Raw genomic sequence first — 16,171 nt, forward strand, 5'->3', positions numbered from 1 at the left:
ATCCCAGGCGCCCGCGGGGGCGGCCATGACCGCCGCGCCCGACCAGGACCTGACCGTCCGGGCCGATGGCGACGCGCTGCACCTGGGTGGCGCGCTGACCGTCTGGACCCTGCCCCGCCTGCCCCAGGACGGCGGCGCGACGCGGATCGACCTTTCGGGCCTGACCCGCCTTGACACGGCGGGCGCCTGGCATCTGGCCCGCCTCCGCGCCGAGGGCGCCCGGATCGACGGGCTGGACGAGGCGCAGCAGGCGCTGCTTGACACCGTGACCAAGGCCGTTCCCCAGTCCGAGCCCGCGCCCCCCGCGATGGCGCGCTGGCGCGCCGCCTTGGACGCGACCGGGCGCCGCGTGGTCCGGGCCGGGGTCTTTCTGCGCGAGATCTGCGAATACCTCGGCCGCTTCCTGGCGGCGCTGGCCCGTGCCATTCGCAATCCGCGCGATTTCCGGCTGACCTCGCTGGTGCACCATTGCCAGGAAACCGGGCTGCGGGCCGTGCCCATCGTGGCGCTGATGTCCTTCCTGATCGGGGTGGTGCTGGCGTTCCAGGGCGCGGCGCAGCTCAGCCAGTTCGGGGCCGAGATCTTTGTGGTCGAATTGATCGCGATCTCGATCCTGCGCGAACTGGGCATCCTGCTGACGGCGATCATCGTCGCCGGGCGCACGGCCTCGGCGCTGACGGCCTCGATCGGCTCGATGAAGATGCGCGAGGAAATCGACGCCATGCGCACGCTGGGCATGGACCCCGACATGGTGCTGATCCTGCCCCGCGTGCTGGCGCTGATCATCACGCTGCCGATCCTGGGGCTGGTCGCCAATGTCTCGGGCCTGGTGGGGGGCGCGATCATGTCCTGGATCGAGCTTGGCATCTCGCCCTCGATGTTCCGCTATCGGCTGCTCTCGGAAACCAGCGTGGACCATGTGATCGTGGGTCTGTCCAAGGCGCCGGTCTTTGCGCTGGTGATCGGCGTCATCGGCTGCCACGCCGGCATGAAGGTCGGCAAGGACGCCGAAAGCCTGGGCGCGCAGACCTCGACCGCGGTGGTCAACGCGATCTTTGCGGTGATCGTGATCGACGCGCTCTTCTCGGTCTTCTTCGCCAAGGTGGGCCTATGACCGAGAACGTGATCGAGGTTCGGAGATTGCGCACCCAGTTCGGCAGCCATGTCATCCATGACGGCCTCGACCTGGACCTGAAGCGCGGCGAGATCCTGGGCGTGGTGGGCGGCTCGGGCACCGGGAAATCGGTTCTGCTGCGCACCATCGTCGGGCTGATCCGGCCCACCGCCGGGACGGTGCGCGTGCTGGGCCAGGACGTGACCGGCCTGTCGGGCCCCGCGCGCGAGGCGCTCGAGCGGCGCTGGGGCGTGATGTTCCAGGACGGGGCGCTGTTTTCCGCCCTGACCGTGCAGGAAAACGTCGAGGTCCCGCTGCGCGCCGTCCCCGGCCTTTCCGATACCGCGCGCCAGGGGCTGGCGCAGCTCAAGGTCGCGATGGCGGGGCTGCCCTGGAACGCGAACGGCAAGTATCCCTCGGACCTGTCGGGGGGCATGAAAAAGCGCGCGGGCCTGGCGCGAGCCCTGGCGCTGGACCCGGAAATCGTCTTTCTGGACGAGCCCACGGCGGGGCTGGACCCGATCGGGGCGGATGCCTTCGACCGGCTGATCGTGGGCCTGCGCGACGCGCTGAACCTGTCGGTCTTTCTGGTCACGCACGACCTTGACACGCTGCACGCCTGCTGCGACCGGGTCGCGGTCCTGGCCGAACGCAAGGTGCTGGCAACCGGCACCATGGCCGACATGCTGCGCGTCGATCACCCCTGGGTGCACGAATATTTCCACGGCCCCCGCGCCCGCGCGGCCCTGGCGGAAAAGGAGTAAGCGATGGAGACCAAGGCCAATTTCGTCCTGATCGGGGCCTTCACCATCGCCGGTTTCCTGGGGCTGGTGGCCTTTCTGATGTGGTTCGCGAACCTGTCCCTGAACCGGCAGTTCGCCTGGTACGACATCTATTTCCCCGAGGTCTCGGGCCTGGGCCTGTCGTCCGAGGTGACCTATGCCGGCCTGACCGTGGGCAAGGTCATCGACATGCAGCTGGCCCAGGGCCAGTCCGGCGCCGTCCGCGTCCGCGTCGAGGTGGCCGAGGACACGCCCGTCCGCACCGACAGCCGCGCCGCCATCGAGATCACCGGCGTCACCGGAACGTCGAACGTGGCGATCACCGCCGGATCGCAGGACGCGGAGCTGCTGCGCGTGGCCCAGCCCGACGGGGTACCGGTGATCCCGGCCAACCGCTCGGCGCTCCAGACCCTGTCGGACCAGGGCCCCGAGATGATTTCCCGCCTGAACACGGTGGCCGAGCAGATGACGCGGCTGCTGGGCCAGGAAAACCAGGACCGGGTGCGCAACATCCTGGACAATGTCGAACGCTCCAGCGCGAACCTCGACAAGGCGCTGGCCGACGTGACCAAGGCCACCGATTCCATCGCCAGCGCCGCCAGCGACATCTCGGGCTTTGGCGACCAGCTGGGCAGCCTGGGCGAGGCCGCGCAAAGGACGCTGGGCAATGCCGATACCGCCCTGGCGCAGTTCGACGAGACGGCCAAGCGCGCTGACCGCGCGCTGGACGCCGGCACCGCCGCGCTGGACGAGGTGCGGACCTATGTCTCGGGCGACCTGCGCGGGCTGACGCAGACGCTGGACCGCACCGCGACCGCCCTGCAGTCCGACCTGTCGCGGCTGACCGAGCGGGCCGGCACCACCATGGACCGGCTGGACGCGGCCCTGGCCGTGGGCGAGCGCGCGCTTGCCAGCGCCGAGGGCGCCTTCGGCAGCGCCGACCGGGTGATGAACAGCCAGATCGAGCCGGTCGTGACCGACCTGCGCGCGACGCTGGCGCGCTTCAACGATGCCATCGGCAGCGTGACCGAGGATATTCCCGCGATCACCGCGCGGCTGCGCAATGCCGCCGACAGCGCCGACGCGGCCTTCGTCAGCCTGCGCGGGATGCTGGACGGGGCCCGCGCGCCGGTGCAAAGCTTTGCCCGGGACGGCTTGCCGCAATTCACCCGCCTGGCCAGCGACCTGCGCAATCTGTCGCAGAACCTGAACCAGCTTGTCACCACCCTGCGCCGCAACCCGGCGCAGGTCATCACCGGGCCAAGAACGCCCGAGTTCCGCCGCTGAAGGAGAGGTGCCCGTGACCCTTGCGAGGACGACCCGCCCAAGAACCGCCGCAGCCATTCTGGCGCTGACCCTGGCCCTGCCGGGCTGCGGCGCGCTGTCGGCCCTGTCGGGGGGGCCGGCGCTGGACGTGTTCGAACTGCGCGCCCCCGACGAAACGCCGAAGTCCTGCGGCCGCGGCCGCCGCGCCGAACTGGTGATCGAGGAGCCCAAGGCCCGCGGCACCCTGGATACCGAGCGCATCATGATCCGCCCCAATGCGCTTCAGACCCAGTACCTGCCCGATGCGCAATGGGGTGACACCGTGCCCGTCACGCTGCAGAACCTGCTGGTGCGCAGCTTTTCGCCCTATGACGCCTTCACCCATGTGGGCCGCGCGCCCCTGGGGACCGCCGGCGATTTCGCCCTGATCAGCGAGATCCGGGACTTCAACGCCGAGGTCGCGGGCAAGGGCGCCATCGTGCGCCTGTCGGTCGACGCCCAGCTGGTGCGAGAAATGGATGCCTCGGTCGCCGCGCGGGGCAGCTTCAGCGCCACCGCCACCGCGTCCAGCACAAGGACCGCGGACCTGATCCCCGCCTTCGATGCCGCCGGGCGCGAACTGCTGGGGCAGATGACGGACTGGGGCCTGCGCGGCGTGGGGGTGAACCCGGCCGCGTGCCGATAAGGCCGCGGCGCGATTGCATGGCCCTCTCCATGCTGTAACATCGCGGCGACGCAAAGCCAGAAGGACGCCCGGCCATGCCGCTCGGACCCGCCCCGCCTGCCGCCGCGCGGGCCTGGGTTCCGGCCCGCCTGGGGCGCCTGACCCCTTGGCTGGCTGGCGCTGTGGCGCTGGCGCTGCTGGTGGGCCTGGGCGGGCGGCTGGCCTTTCAGCACGCGATGGCGCAGGGTCTGGCCCGGGCCGAGGCGGCGTTGCGCCTGACCGTCAACGCGCTGAACGCGGATCTTGCCCGCTATGAGCACACCCCGCAGCTGATCGGCGACCTGGACCTGATCCACCGGCTGGCGGCGGCACCCGGCGATCCGGCGCTGGTCGAGGCGACGAACCGCAAGCTGGCCGAGCTGAACGCCGCGCTGATGGCCTCGGACATCTACCTGATCCGGCCCGATGGCGAGACGATCGCCGCCTCGAACTATCAGGCCGAACTCAGCTTCGTGGGGCAGAACTTCAGCTATCGGCCCTATTTCATCGACGCCATGCGGGGCATGCCGGGGCGGTTCTACGGGGTCGGCACCACCTCGGGGGTGCGGGGCTATTTCTTCTCCGCGCCGGTCAGGGACGCGGCGGGCGCCATCGTCGCCGTGGTCGCGGTCAAGATCGGCGTGGACCGGCTCGAGGCGGGCTGGGCCGGCAGCGACCACGGCGTGCTGGTGACCGACCCCGACGGCACGGCGTTCCTGTCGTCGAACCGCGCCTGGCTTTACCGCAGCCTTTACCCGCTGACGCCGGCGCGGATGGCCCGGACCGAGGCCTCGCGCCGCTATGCCGAAACGCCGCTCAGCGAATTTCCCCATCCGCGCCAGGTCAGCCACGGGGTCGACGTGCTGCGCCTGCCCGACGATCCGGGCAGCCCCGCCAGCCCCGCGCGGGACTATATCATCGCCTCGCAGCCGATGTTCGAGGCGGGCTGGACGGTCCATGTGCTGCTGGACAGCGCCCCCCTGCGGGCCGAGGCACGGCTGGCGCTGGCCAGCCTGATCCTGCTGCTGGCGGCCGCGACCTGCGGCGCCCTGATGCTGCGCCAGCGCCGCGCCCGCATCGCCGAGCGGCTGGCCGCGACCGAGGAACTGGAACGGCGGGTGGTCGAACGCACCGCCGACCTTGCCCGCGTGAACCGCCAGCTGGAGCAGGAGATCGCCGAGCGCCGCGCGACCGAGGACGAGCTGCGCGCCGCCCAGGCAAGCCTGGTGCAGGTCGGCAAGCTGGCCGCGCTGGGGCAGATGTCGGCCTCGCTGAGCCACGAGATCAACCAGCCGCTGGCCGCGGCGCGCAATTACGCCGACAGCGCCGCCATCCTGATCGAACGCGGCGATTACGCCCGCGCCCGCGACAACATCGCCGAGATCCTGGCCCTGGTCGACCGCATGGCCGCCATCGGCCGGCACCTGCGCCAGGCCGCGCGCAAGCCCGACGAGGTGCTGGGCGCCGTGGCCCTGGCGCCCCTGCTGCGCGAGACGCGAACCATCGTCGCACCGCGCCTGGCCGCGGCCGGGGCCACGCTGGACCTGGACCTGCCCGCCGACCTGCCGGCGTTGCGCGCGGGGCCGACGCGGCTGCAGCAGGTGCTGGTCAACCTGATCGCCAATGCCGCCGACGCGGTCGAGGGGCGGGACGACCGCCGCATCACGCTGTCGGCGCGGGCCGCGGGCGGGCGTGTCGTGATCGCGGTGCGTGATCGGGGCGCGGGCGTGCCCGACGCCATCGCGGCCCGCATCTTCGACCCGTTCTTCACCACCAAGGGCATCGGCGCGGGGCTGGGCCTGGGCCTGTCGATCACCGCCAACATCGTGCGCGACTTCGGCGGGGACATCAGCGTCCACGACGCCGCCCCCGGCGCCGAGTTCCGCATCGCCCTGCCCATCGCGCTGGAGGCCGCCGCATGATCCCCCGCGTCCTTTTGGTCGACGACGACGACCGGATGCGCAATTCGACCGCGCAGGCGCTGGAACTGGCCGGCTTCGCGGTCGAGCCCCTGGCCTCGGGCGAGGAGGCTCTGGCGCTGGCGGGCCCCGGCTTTGCCGGCGCCGTGGTCAGCGACATCCGCATGCCCGGCATGGACGGCATGACCCTGCTGTCGCGCCTGCACGAGATCGACGCCGAGCTTCCCGTGATCCTGGTCACCGGCCATGCCGAGGTGCCGCTGGCGGTCGAGGCGATCCGCGGCGGCGCCTATGACTTCATCGAAAAGCCCTTCGTGGTGCAGGAGCTGGCGACCGTGATCCGCCGCGCCGTCGATCATCGCGGGCTGGTCCTGGCGAACCGCCGCCTGCGCGCCGTCGCCGGCAAGCGCGACGATCTCGAGGCCCGGCTGCCCGGGCGCACGCCGGTCATGGTCGACCTGCGCCACCGGCTGCGCGCCATCGGCGCCTCGGACGCGGATGCGCTGATCATCGGCCCCACCGGCGCGGGAAAAGAGGTCGCGGCCCGCGCGCTTCACGACATGTCGCCGCGCGCGGGCCATCCCTTCATCGCCATCAACTGCGCGGCCCTGCCCCAGGCCCTGATCGAATCCGAACTGTTCGGGCATGAGGCCGGCGCCTTTCCCGGCGCGCTGCGGCCCCGCTACGGCAAGTTCGAACATGCCCGGGGCGGCGTGGTGCTGCTGGATGAAATCGGCTCGATGCCACTGGACCTGCAGGCCAAGCTGCTGCGGGTGCTGCAGGAACGCGTCATCACCCGGCTCGGCTCGAACGACCCGGTGGCGCTGGACGTCCGCTTCATCGCCACCTCGAAGACAGACCTGACCGATCTGGTCCGGCACGGCGCGTTCCGCGAGGACCTGTACTGGCGGCTGAACGTCGCCGTGCTGCACGTCCCGGCCCTGTCCGCCCGGCGCGAGGACATTCCCCTGCTGTTCCTGCAGCTGGTCCGCGAATCCGCCGCCCGCCATTCCGTGCCCGAACGCGACGTGCCGCCGGCCTTCCTGTTGGGCCTTGCGGCGCGGGACTGGCCGGGCAACGTGCGGGAACTGCGCAACCTGGCCGAACGCGTCGTGCTGGGGCTGGAAGGGACCGAGACGCCGCAGGCGGACGGCGCCCGACTGGCCGAACGGGTCGCGGCCTTTGAACGCAGCCTGATCGCGGGCGCCATCGCCGCCCATGGCGGACGGCTGCGCGCGGTCTATGAAACGCTGGGGATCTCGCGCAAGACGCTGTACGAAAAGATGCAGAAATACGGGCTGGACCGGCGGCTGATCGTCGAGGCGCCCGAAGACATGGGGTGAATGGGTGGATTTCCACCCACGCCACCGGCAGGCCGTCACCCTTTCCACCCGTTTTCCCGCGAGAACCCGCAGCCGCCACCCGGCTTGGGCGATTTTGCATTTGTCGGCCCGCGCCCGCGCGCGCAACCTGCCCTGCAGCGGCCGCAGGGGAGTGCGGCCCAAACCCCAGGGAGAGGAACTCATGGCATACCCGAGGATCGTCGCCGCCCTTGCGGCGGCGCTAAGCCTGACCGGCGCGGCCCAGGCGCAGGATTATCCCAACCGCCAGATCACCATGGTGGTGCCGTTTTCGGCCGGCGGGCCGACCGACACCGTGGCCCGGCTGGTCGCGGAAAAGATGTCGTCCGACCTGGGCCAGCAGATCGTCGTGGAAAACGTCGGCGGCGCCGGCGGCACGCTGGGCGCAGGCAATGTCGCCAAGGCCGAGCCCGACGGCTATACCGTGCTTCTGCACCACATCGGCATGGCGACCTCGGCCACGCTTTACCGCAAGCTGGCCTATGACCCGCTGACGGCCTTCGACTATGTGGGGCTTGTGACCGAGGTGCCGATGGTCGTCGTCGCCCGCAAGGACTTCGAGCCGGCGGATTTCAAGGGCTTCACCGAATACGTCAAGGCGAACGCCGACAAGCTGACGCTGGCGAACGCCGGCATCGGCTCGGCCAGCCATCTGTGCGGGATGATGCTGATGCAGGCGCTGGAGGCGCCCTTGGTGACCGTTCCCTACAAGGGCACCGGCCCGGCGATGACCGACCTGCTGGGCGGGCAGACCGACATCATGTGCGACCAGACCACCAACACCACCCAGCAGATCAAGGGCGGCACGATCAAGGCCTATGCCACCACCACGACCGAGCGCCTGCCGCTGTTCCCCGACCTGCCGACGGCGACCGAAGCCGGCCTGCCGGCGCTGCAGGTGGGCATCTGGCACGGCATCTATACCCCCAAGGGCACGCCCGCCGAAGTGAACGAGCGCCTGTCGCAGTCGCTGCAGAAGGCCCTGGCCGACGAAGGCGTCTCCAAGGCCATGGCCGATCTGGGCACCGCGCCCGAGCCGGCCGAGAACGCCACCCCCGCCGCGCTGAAGGCCAAGCTTGAATCCGAGATCGCGCGCTGGAAGCCGGTGATCGAATCCGCCGGGGTCTATGCCGACTGATGAAGGGCCCCGCGCGGTGCGGGGCCGCTTTCCGAACAAGGGGGGATCATGTCCACGAAACCCAAGGATTCGACCGATCTTGCGGCCGGCCTGCTGCTGATGGCGGCCGCCGCCTTTTTCGGCTGGCAGACGCTGGATCTGGAAATCGGCACATCGCTGCGGATGGGCCCGGGCTATTTCCCGATGGTGCTGTCGGGGCTGCTGTTCGTGCTGGGCGCGCTGGTCACGCTGAAGGCCTTCGGCCGCGAAGGCGAACCCTTTGGCAAGATCGCCTGGCGGGGGCTCGTCTTCATCCTGCCGGCGCCGGTGTTCTTCGGGCTGACGGTGCGGGGCCTGGGCTTTGTCCCGGCGCTGTTCATCACCACGCTGATCGCGTCCCAGGCCTCGGTCAGGATGCGGCCGCTGCCGGCGCTGGTGCTGGCGGTCGCCGTCACCATCCTGTCGACGCTGATCTTCAGCTATGGTCTTGGGCTGCCGTTCCGGCGCTTCGGCCCCTGGCTGCCGCTGTAAGGGGGCGCGCATGGACCTGCTTTCCAACCTCGCCATGGGCTTCTCGGTCGCCTCGTCGCTGGCGAACCTGGCCTTCTGCCTGATCGGCGTGATCCTCGGCACGCTGATCGGCGTGCTGCCGGGCATCGGCGCCACCGCGACCATCGCCATGCTGCTGCCGATCACCTTCCAGCTTGAGCCGGTCAGCTCGCTCATCATGCTGGCGGGCATCTATTACGGCGCGCAATACGGCGGATCGACCACGGCGATCCTGATCAACATGCCGGGCGAAAGCTCGTCGGCCGTGACCGCGATCGACGGCTATCAGATGGCGCGCAAGGGCCGGGCCGGGACGGCGCTGGCGGTGGCCGCGCTGGGGTCGTTCTTTGCCGGCACCGTCGCGACCTTCCTGGTGGCGATCTTTGCCCCGCCGCTGACCGCGGTCGCGCTGAAATTCGGCGCGGCTGAATATTTCAGCCTGATGGTGCTGGGCCTGGTCATGTCGGTCGCGCTGGCGCATGGCTCGGTCTTGAAGGCGCTGGCGATGGTGGTGCTGGGCCTCTTGCTGGGCATGGTCGGCACCGACATCTATACCGGCACGCCGCGCTTTACCCTGGGCATCACGGAATACGCCGATGGTCTGAACTTCGTCGCGCTGGCCGTGGGCGTCTTCGGCATCGCCGAGATCTTGCGCAACCTCGAGGACGAGCATGACCGCGAGGTGATGACGAAAAGCATCAACCGCCTGCTGCCGACCGGGGCCGAACTCAGGCAGATGATCGGCCCGGTGCTGCGCGGCACGGGCGTCGGCTCGGTCCTGGGCATCCTGCCGGGCGGCGGCGCGATCCTGGCCAGCTTCGCCAGCTACACGGTGGAAAAGAAGCTGTCGAAACACCCCGAGGAGTTCGGCAAGGGCGCGCTGGCCGGCGTCGCCGGGCCGGAAAGCGCCAACAACGCCGGCGCGCAGACCAGCTTCATCCCGCTTCTGACCCTGGGCATCCCGGCGAACCCGGTCATGGCGCTGATGATCGGCGCAATGATCATCCAGGGCATCGTGCCGGGGCCGAACGTGGTCAGCGAACAGCCGCAGCTGTTCTGGGGCATCATCGCGTCGATGTGGATCGGCAACCTGATGCTGGTCGTGTTGAACCTGCCCTTGATCGGGCTGTGGGTGCGGCTGCTGACCGTGCCCTATTTCGTCCTGTTCCCGATCATCATGGCGATGTGCTCGATCGGGGTCTATTCGGTGGCGACGAACACCTTCGACCTGTTCGCGGTCGCCTTCTTCGGGCTTCTGGGCTATGTCATGTCCAAGCTGCGCTGCGAACCGGCGCCGCTGCTCCTGGGTTTTGTCCTGGGCCCGCTGCTGGAAGAAAACCTGCGTCGCGCCATGATCCTGTCGCGCGGCGATCCCTCGACCTTCATCACCCGCCCGATCAGCCTGGCGCTGCTGCTGATGGCCGCCGCCGTGCTGGTGCTGGTGTTCCTGCCGCAGATCCGCCGGCGCCGGGACGAGGTCTTTACCGAAAGCGATGCATGATAATGGGAGGCATAGACATGACACCATCCATCACCCGCAGGCTCCTGCTGGGCGCCGCCATGGCGCTGGGGCTGGCCGGCGCCGCCGCCGCCGAATTCCCCGAACGCCAGGTCACGCTGGTCATCCCCTTCGCCGCCGGAGGCTCGACCGATGTCGTGGGCCGCATCGTCGCCGACCGGATGAGCCGCGACCTGGGCCAGCAGGTCGTGGTCCAGAACGTGGGCGGCGCCGGCGGCTCCCTGGGCGCGCAACAGGTCGCCAAGGCCGACCCGGACGGCTACACGATCCTGATGGCCACGGTCGCCACGCATGCGCTGAACCCGCTGATCCTCAAGCAGAAACCCTATGACCCGGTGGCGGATTTCGCCCCCGTGTCGCTGCTGGTCCTGGTGCCCAACGTGCTGGCGGTGAACCCCGAACTGCCTGTCAACAGTGTGCAGGAACTGATCGACCTGGCCAAGAAGGAACCCGGCACGCTGGCCTATGCCTCGTCCGGGAACGGAACGCCGCTCCACCTGTCGGGCGAGCTTTTCAAGTCGATGGCGGGGGTCGATCTGACCCATATCCCCTACAAGGGCTCGGGCCCGGCGCTGACCGACGTCCTGGGCAACCAGGTGCCGATCATCTTCGACAACCTGCCCTCGGCCTCCAGCCACATCGCCTCGGGCAAGCTCAGAGCGCTTGGCGTGACCACCGCCGAACGCGCGCCCAGCTTCCCCGACGTGCCCGCCATCGCCGAAACCCTGCCGGGCTATGAAACCTATACCTGGAACGCGCTTTTCGCCCCGGCGGGCACTCCGCCCGAGGCGGTCGCCCGGCTGAACGCCGCCGCCCGCGCCGCCATGGCCGACCCCGAGGTCGTCAAGCGCATGGCGGATTTCTCGGCCACCATCGTCGCCTCCTCGCCCGAGGAACTGGCCGAGCACGTCAAGGCCGAGATGGCGAAATGGGAGCCGGTCGTCCGCGACGCGAACGTCAGCCTGGACTGACGGCAAGGCCAAGGGCTTCTTTCGTGCACAAATATCCTCGGGGGGAGCATGCGATACGCCCCCCGGGGCGAATTGCATGCCGGGGGGCAGACAGCCCCCCGCGCCACGCCGCAGCCGGGGGATCGCCTGTCCGCAGCGCGCCACGCCTTTTTGTCGGAAAAAGACCGCCGTTCCTGTCTGCGCGGAGGGAGGAGAGACGCGACAGGAACGGCGGTTGCCATGAAGAACCCCGTGCGGCCCGGGGTGGCGGGGATGCGGGCCCCGTCCCCTTCAGGTTGCGCCGCAATGCGGCATCGGGCAATCGCAATCCGTTCTGCACCCGCATCCATGCGGCCCCTGCCTTTTTCCGCGCCAGCCGGCCATGCAGGCGATGAAAAAAGCGGATGCGCCTGGCCCTCGGGGGCCCGTCGGCGCCGACATGCAAACGGATGCGTGATCGCTGCCGGCCTCGATTGAACGAATCACCCCTGCGTGCAAGGCTGGACCCAGGACCAACGATCCAAGGAGAACTGACGCGATGATTGCCAAGACCCTCGCCGTTGCCCTTGCCCTGTCGGCGGCCGCGGCGCCTGCCTTCGCCGATTGCGCGGGGCACAAGATGAAAACCGACACCTCGGCCCAGACCACGCCGCAACAACCCGTGGTGCGGCCCACGACCAGCAGCTAGGGGTCGGTCACGACATTTCCGAAACGGGCGGGACATGTCCCGCCCGTTTCAGTTGAACCGCCCGCTCTTTCAGTTGAACCGGTTGTCGCGGGGAAAGCCGCGCGGCGCCATATAGCCGGTCCCGGCGCGTTTCCCCAGCCAGGGGGTCAGGTCGGGTTCGGTCCGGGTGCGCCCACCCGATTCCTGCCAGCGCAGGCCGTCGGCCAGGGTGATGCAGATCGCATCCGACAGCCCGCCGTCCTTGTATTTCTGCAGCCGCACGCCCTTGCCGCGACCCATCTCGGGCAGTTCGGACAGGGCAAAGACCAGCAGTTTCCGGTTCTCGCCCACGACGGCGACATGATCGCCGCTGACGGGCCGGCACAGCACCGCCTCGCCGTTCAGGACCTGCTTGCCGGCGCGGGTCTGCGCCAGGATGTCGCCCGCCGGTACCACGAACCCGTCCCCGGCCTTCGAGGCGACCAGGTAGCGCGCGCCCTCGCGCCAGGGGAACATGGCGATCACCGGGGCGTCGTTCGGCAGGTCGATCATCAGCCGCAGCGGCTCGCCCATGCCGCGCCCGCCGGGCAGGTTGTTGGCCGGCAGGGTATAGAACCGGCCATTGCCGGCAAAGAGCATCAGCTTGTCCGTGGTCTCGGCGTGCAGCGCCATGAAGGGCCCGTCGCCGTCCTTGAACTTGACCTCGGCGTCCAGCGGCTGATGGCCCTTCATCGCGCGGATCCAGCCCATTTTCGACAGGATCACGGTGATCGGCTCGCGCTCGATCATCGAATCCATGTCGATCTCGGCGGTCTCGCCGGCCTCGCCGATTTCGGTGCGGCGCTGCCCGCCCGGGGCGGACTTGCCGAACTTGCCCCGCGTCTCGCGCAGCTCCTGCGCGATGCGGCCCCATTGCGCGGCCGGATCGGCCAGCATGGCGACAAGCCCCGCCCGCTCCTCGGTCAGCTTGCCGTGCTCGGTGCGCAGCTCGATTTCCTCAAGCTTGCGCAGGGCGCGCAGGCGCATGTTCAGGATCGCCTCGACCTGCACCTCGGTCAGGCGGAACTCGGCCATCAGGACGGATTTCGGATCGTCCTCGTGCCGGATGATCTCGATCACCCGGTCCAGGTTCAGGAAGGCGATCATATAGCCTTCCAGCACCTCGAGCCGGGCCGCGATCCTGTCCAGCCGATGATTGCTGCGGCGCACCAGCACCTCGCGCCGGTGGTCGAGGAAGGCGCGCAGCACCTCCTTCAGCGAACAGACCTTGGGCACGCGGCCGTCGATCAGCACGTTCATGTTCATCCCGAACCGCACCTCGAGGTCCGAGACGCGGAACAGCGCCCCCATCAGCTGATCGGGATCGACGTTGCGGGCGCGGGGCTCCAGCACGATGCGCACGTCCTCGGCCGATTCGTCGCGGACATCGGCCAGGATCGGCACCTTCTTCAGCTGGATCAGCTCGGCCAGGCGCTCGATCAGCTTGGATTTCTGCACCTGATAGGGAATTTCGGTGACGACGATCTGCCAGATGCCGCGGCCCAGGTCCTCGACCGACCAGCGGGCGCGCAGGCGCAGGCTGCCACGCCCGGTGCGGTAAGCCTCGGCGATGGTCTGGCGGCTTTCGACCAGAACGCCGCCGGTCGGAAAATCCGGGCCCGGGATGATCGAAACCAGCGTCTCGTCGCGGGCATCGGGCGACTTGATCAGGTGCAGGCAGGCGTCGATCACCTCGTGCAGGTTGTGGGGCGGCACGTTCGTCGCCATGCCGACCGCGATGCCGCTGGCGCCGTTGCACAAGAGGTTCGGAAAGGCCGCGGGCAGGACGACCGGCTCTTCCAGCGTGCCGTCGTAGTTCGGGCGGAAATCGACCGCGTTCTCGGCCAGCCCCTCCATCAGCGCCTCGGCCGTGGCGGTCAGGCGCGCCTCGGTATAGCGGCTGGCGGCGGGCCCGTCGCCGTCGATGTTGCCATAGTTCCCCTGCCCGTCGACCAGCGGATAGCGCATTGCGAAGGGCTGCGCGAGACGCGCCATGGCGTCATAGATCGCGGCGTCGCCATGCGGGTGATAGTTGCCCATCACGTCGCCGGTGATCTTGGCCGATTTCCGGAACGCCCCCGTCGGCGACAGCCGCAATTCTCGCATCGCATACAGGATGCGGCGGTGCACCGGCTTCAGCCCGTCGCGGGCGTCGGGCAGCGCCCGGTGCATGATCGTGGACAGCGCATAGGTCAGGTAGCGCTCGCCGATGGCGCGCGACAGCGGTTCGGAAACGGTCTGATCGGGCTGGGCCGGATCGGTGGTGTTCGGATCGTCGGACATGCACGCCTGAATAGGCCCCGGCCGCGCCCCGGTCCAGCCGGAAATGTGCGTCTTGCGCGGCCCGCTGCCATGCCCCAGAACCTGCCGAAAACGGAGGCTTTCGATGAAGACCGTGCTGATCACCGGCTGTTCCTCGGGCATCGGGCTGGATGCGGCGCGCCTGATGCAGGCGCGCGGCTGGCGGGTGATCGCGACCTGCCGGCGCGGCGACGACCTGGACGCCCGCCGCGCCGAGGGGATGGAGGCGATTCACCTGGAACTGGCCGACGAGGGCAGCACCGCCCGCGCCGCCGCCCAGGCGCTGGCGCTGGGGCGGATCGACGCTCTGGTCAACAATGCCGCCTTCGCCATCCCCGGCGCGGTCGAGGACCTGCCCCGCGGCGCCCTGCGCGCCATCTTCGAGGCGAACCTGTTCGGTACCCACGACCTGACCCGGCGGCTGATCCCGCATTTCCGCCAGCACGGCGGGCGGGTGATCAATGTCTCGTCCGTCCTGGGTCTGGTCGGCGTGCCCTGGCGGGGTGCCTATGTCGCGACGAAGTTCGCGATGGAGGGGCTGACCGACGTGCTGCGCATCGAGATGGCCGGCACCCCGGTCAAGGTGGTGCTGATCGAACCCGGTCCCATCGCGACCCGGATCCGCGCCAATTCCATCCCGCATTTCGAGCGCTGGATCGACTGGGAAAACAGCCCCCGCGCCGAGCAGTACCGCCGCAGCCTGCTCCGCCGGCTCTATCAGCCTGCCGCGCGCAAGGACCGCTTCGAACTGCCGCCCCGCGCGGTCAGCGAAAGGATCGCCCATGCGCTCGAGGCGGCGAATCCGCGCCCGCGCTATTATGTCACGGTGCCCACGCGCATTTCGGGGATCGCGCGGCGGCTTCTGCCCACGCGCGGTCTGGACTGGGTGACGCGCCGGGGCTAGGCTGGCCGGCGGAAGGGGCCCTTCATGCGCGACGACCCGCTGTTCTACCTGCTTGCCCTGTGCTGCCTTGCGGTGGTGGCCATCCTGGCCACCGGGATCGGCGGCTTTGCCCGGGGCGGCGAATTCAACCGCAAGCACGGCAACCGGCTGATGCGCTGGCGCATCATCGCCCAGGCCGTGGCCATCGCGGTGTTCCTGTTCTACCTCTGGATGCGGAGCGGCTGATGGTTGTCCTGAACAAGATCTATACCCGTACCGGCGACAAGGGCGACACCGCGCTGTCCAACGGCGAGCGCGTGCGCAAGGACAGCCTGCGGGTCGAGGCCTATGGCGCCGTGGACGAGCTGAACGCCACGCTGGGCCTGGCGCGGCTTTACGCGACCGGCCCCCTGGCCGACCGGATCGCAACGATCCAGAACGACCTGTTCGACCTCGGGGCCGACCTGTCGCGTCCCAGGATGCACGAGGATGCCGAGGCCCCGTATCCGGTGCTGCGCATCATCGACGGGCAGGTCGACCGGCTAGAATCGGAAATCGACGCGATGAATGCGGATCTGTCGCCCCTGCGCAGCTTCATCCTGCCCGGCGGGACGCCGCTTGCCGCGCATCTGCACCTGTCGCGCACGACCGCCCGGCGCGCCGAACGCGCCGCCGTGGCCCTGGCCGCGGCCGAGGACGCCAATCCGGCGGCAGTGAAATACCTGAACCGCCTGTCCGACTGGCTGTTCGTCGCGGGCCGGGTTGCCAATGAAAACGGCTCCCGGGACGTGCTCTGGGTGCCCGGGGCAAGCCGTTAGCGACAACAGGACAGGATCGCCGCGTTACGACGCAATCCTGTCGTTTTTACTCTGTTACAAGGCGGGGCGGACCGCTAACAAACTGACCGAACAGGTGGCAAAACCAAAGGGGAGAGGCCGATGAAGGTTCTCGTGCCGGTAAAGCGGGTTATTGACTACAACGTGAAGGCTCGGGTTCGGTCT

15 protein-coding genes are annotated in these 16,171 nt (G+C 69.3%); 14 read left to right on the plus strand and 1 reads right to left on the minus strand.

Going from position 1 to position 16,171, the window contains the following annotated elements:
• The first annotated feature begins 25 nt into the window (after window positions 1-25).
• From BU28_RS0121205 to BU28_RS25810, 11 genes are all read left to right on the plus strand, one after another.
• Window positions 26-1,114: an ABC transporter permease gene (locus tag BU28_RS0121205; protein ID WP_028721217.1), complete on the plus strand. Its 1,089-nt coding sequence runs from the start codon at window positions 26-28 to the stop codon at window positions 1,112-1,114.
• Complete coding sequence (locus BU28_RS0121210) at window positions 1,111-1,878, plus strand: ABC transporter ATP-binding protein (RefSeq protein WP_028721218.1); 768 nt, start codon at window positions 1,111-1,113, stop codon at window positions 1,876-1,878. Before BU28_RS0121205 ends, BU28_RS0121210 begins: the two co-directional genes overlap by 4 nt.
• A 3-nt stretch (window positions 1,879-1,881) precedes the next feature.
• Window positions 1,882-3,183 carry an MlaD family protein gene (locus BU28_RS0121215; protein WP_028721219.1) on the plus strand — a complete coding sequence of 434 codons (1,302 nt, stop codon included), beginning with the start codon at window positions 1,882-1,884 and terminating at the stop codon, window positions 3,181-3,183.
• A gap of 13 nt (window positions 3,184-3,196) precedes the next feature.
• Window positions 3,197-3,847, plus strand: a complete 651-nt coding sequence (locus BU28_RS24045) for an ABC-type transport auxiliary lipoprotein family protein (protein ID WP_051578368.1) — start codon at window positions 3,197-3,199, stop codon at window positions 3,845-3,847.
• A 74-nt stretch (window positions 3,848-3,921) separates the two neighbouring features.
• Window positions 3,922-5,787, plus strand: coding sequence for an ATP-binding protein (locus tag BU28_RS0121225; RefSeq protein ID WP_081791500.1), 1,866 nt, complete (start codon window positions 3,922-3,924; stop codon window positions 5,785-5,787).
• Window positions 5,784-7,127 (plus strand): sigma-54-dependent transcriptional regulator, encoded by a 1,344-nt coding sequence (locus BU28_RS0121230; RefSeq protein ID WP_028721221.1) that lies wholly within the window; start codon window positions 5,784-5,786, stop codon window positions 7,125-7,127. Before BU28_RS0121225 ends, BU28_RS0121230 begins: the two co-directional genes overlap by 4 nt.
• 181 nt (window positions 7,128-7,308) lie before the next feature.
• Complete coding sequence (locus tag BU28_RS0121235) at window positions 7,309-8,283, plus strand: tripartite tricarboxylate transporter substrate-binding protein (RefSeq protein ID WP_028721222.1); 975 nt, start codon at window positions 7,309-7,311, stop codon at window positions 8,281-8,283.
• A 48-nt stretch (window positions 8,284-8,331) separates the two neighbouring features.
• Window positions 8,332-8,793, plus strand: coding sequence for a tripartite tricarboxylate transporter TctB family protein (locus BU28_RS0121240; protein WP_028721223.1), 462 nt, complete (start codon window positions 8,332-8,334; stop codon window positions 8,791-8,793).
• A 10-nt stretch (window positions 8,794-8,803) separates the two neighbouring features.
• Window positions 8,804-10,312, plus strand: coding sequence for a tripartite tricarboxylate transporter permease (locus tag BU28_RS0121245; RefSeq protein ID WP_028721224.1), 1,509 nt, complete (start codon window positions 8,804-8,806; stop codon window positions 10,310-10,312).
• 17 nt (window positions 10,313-10,329) lie between these two features.
• Window positions 10,330-11,301, plus strand: coding sequence for a Bug family tripartite tricarboxylate transporter substrate binding protein (locus BU28_RS0121250; protein ID WP_028721225.1), 972 nt, complete (start codon window positions 10,330-10,332; stop codon window positions 11,299-11,301).
• Window positions 11,302-11,818: 517 nt separating this feature from the next.
• On the plus strand, window positions 11,819-11,968 hold the full coding sequence (locus tag BU28_RS25810) for a hypothetical protein (RefSeq protein ID WP_155992593.1): 150 nt from the start codon (window positions 11,819-11,821) through the stop codon (window positions 11,966-11,968).
• 69 nt (window positions 11,969-12,037) lie between these two features.
• Here BU28_RS25810 and parC read toward each other — a convergent pair whose 3' ends face one another.
• Window positions 12,038-14,269 carry a DNA topoisomerase IV subunit A gene (gene parC / locus BU28_RS0121260; protein WP_028721226.1) on the minus strand — a complete coding sequence of 744 codons (2,232 nt, stop codon included), beginning with the start codon at window positions 14,267-14,269 and terminating at the stop codon, window positions 12,038-12,040.
• Between the two features lie 103 nt (window positions 14,270-14,372).
• Between parC and BU28_RS0121265 the strand changes: the two genes are divergently transcribed.
• The 3 genes from BU28_RS0121265 to BU28_RS0121275 are packed head-to-tail and all read left to right on the plus strand — an operon-like array spanning window position 14,373 to window position 15,988.
• Window positions 14,373-15,191: an SDR family NAD(P)-dependent oxidoreductase gene (locus BU28_RS0121265; RefSeq protein WP_028721227.1), complete on the plus strand. Its 819-nt coding sequence runs from the start codon at window positions 14,373-14,375 to the stop codon at window positions 15,189-15,191.
• A gap of 24 nt (window positions 15,192-15,215) precedes the next feature.
• Window positions 15,216-15,416: a twin transmembrane helix small protein gene (locus BU28_RS0121270; protein WP_028721228.1), complete on the plus strand. Its 201-nt coding sequence runs from the start codon at window positions 15,216-15,218 to the stop codon at window positions 15,414-15,416.
• Window positions 15,416-15,988 (plus strand): cob(I)yrinic acid a,c-diamide adenosyltransferase, encoded by a 573-nt coding sequence (locus tag BU28_RS0121275; protein WP_028721229.1) that lies wholly within the window; start codon window positions 15,416-15,418, stop codon window positions 15,986-15,988. Before BU28_RS0121270 ends, BU28_RS0121275 begins: the two co-directional genes overlap by 1 nt.
• The last annotated feature ends 183 nt before the right edge of the window (window positions 15,989-16,171 follow it).

It is taken from the genome of Paracoccus yeei ATCC BAA-599 (genome assembly GCF_000622145.1).
Lineage (GTDB): Bacteria > Pseudomonadota > Alphaproteobacteria > Rhodobacterales > Rhodobacteraceae > Paracoccus > Paracoccus yeei.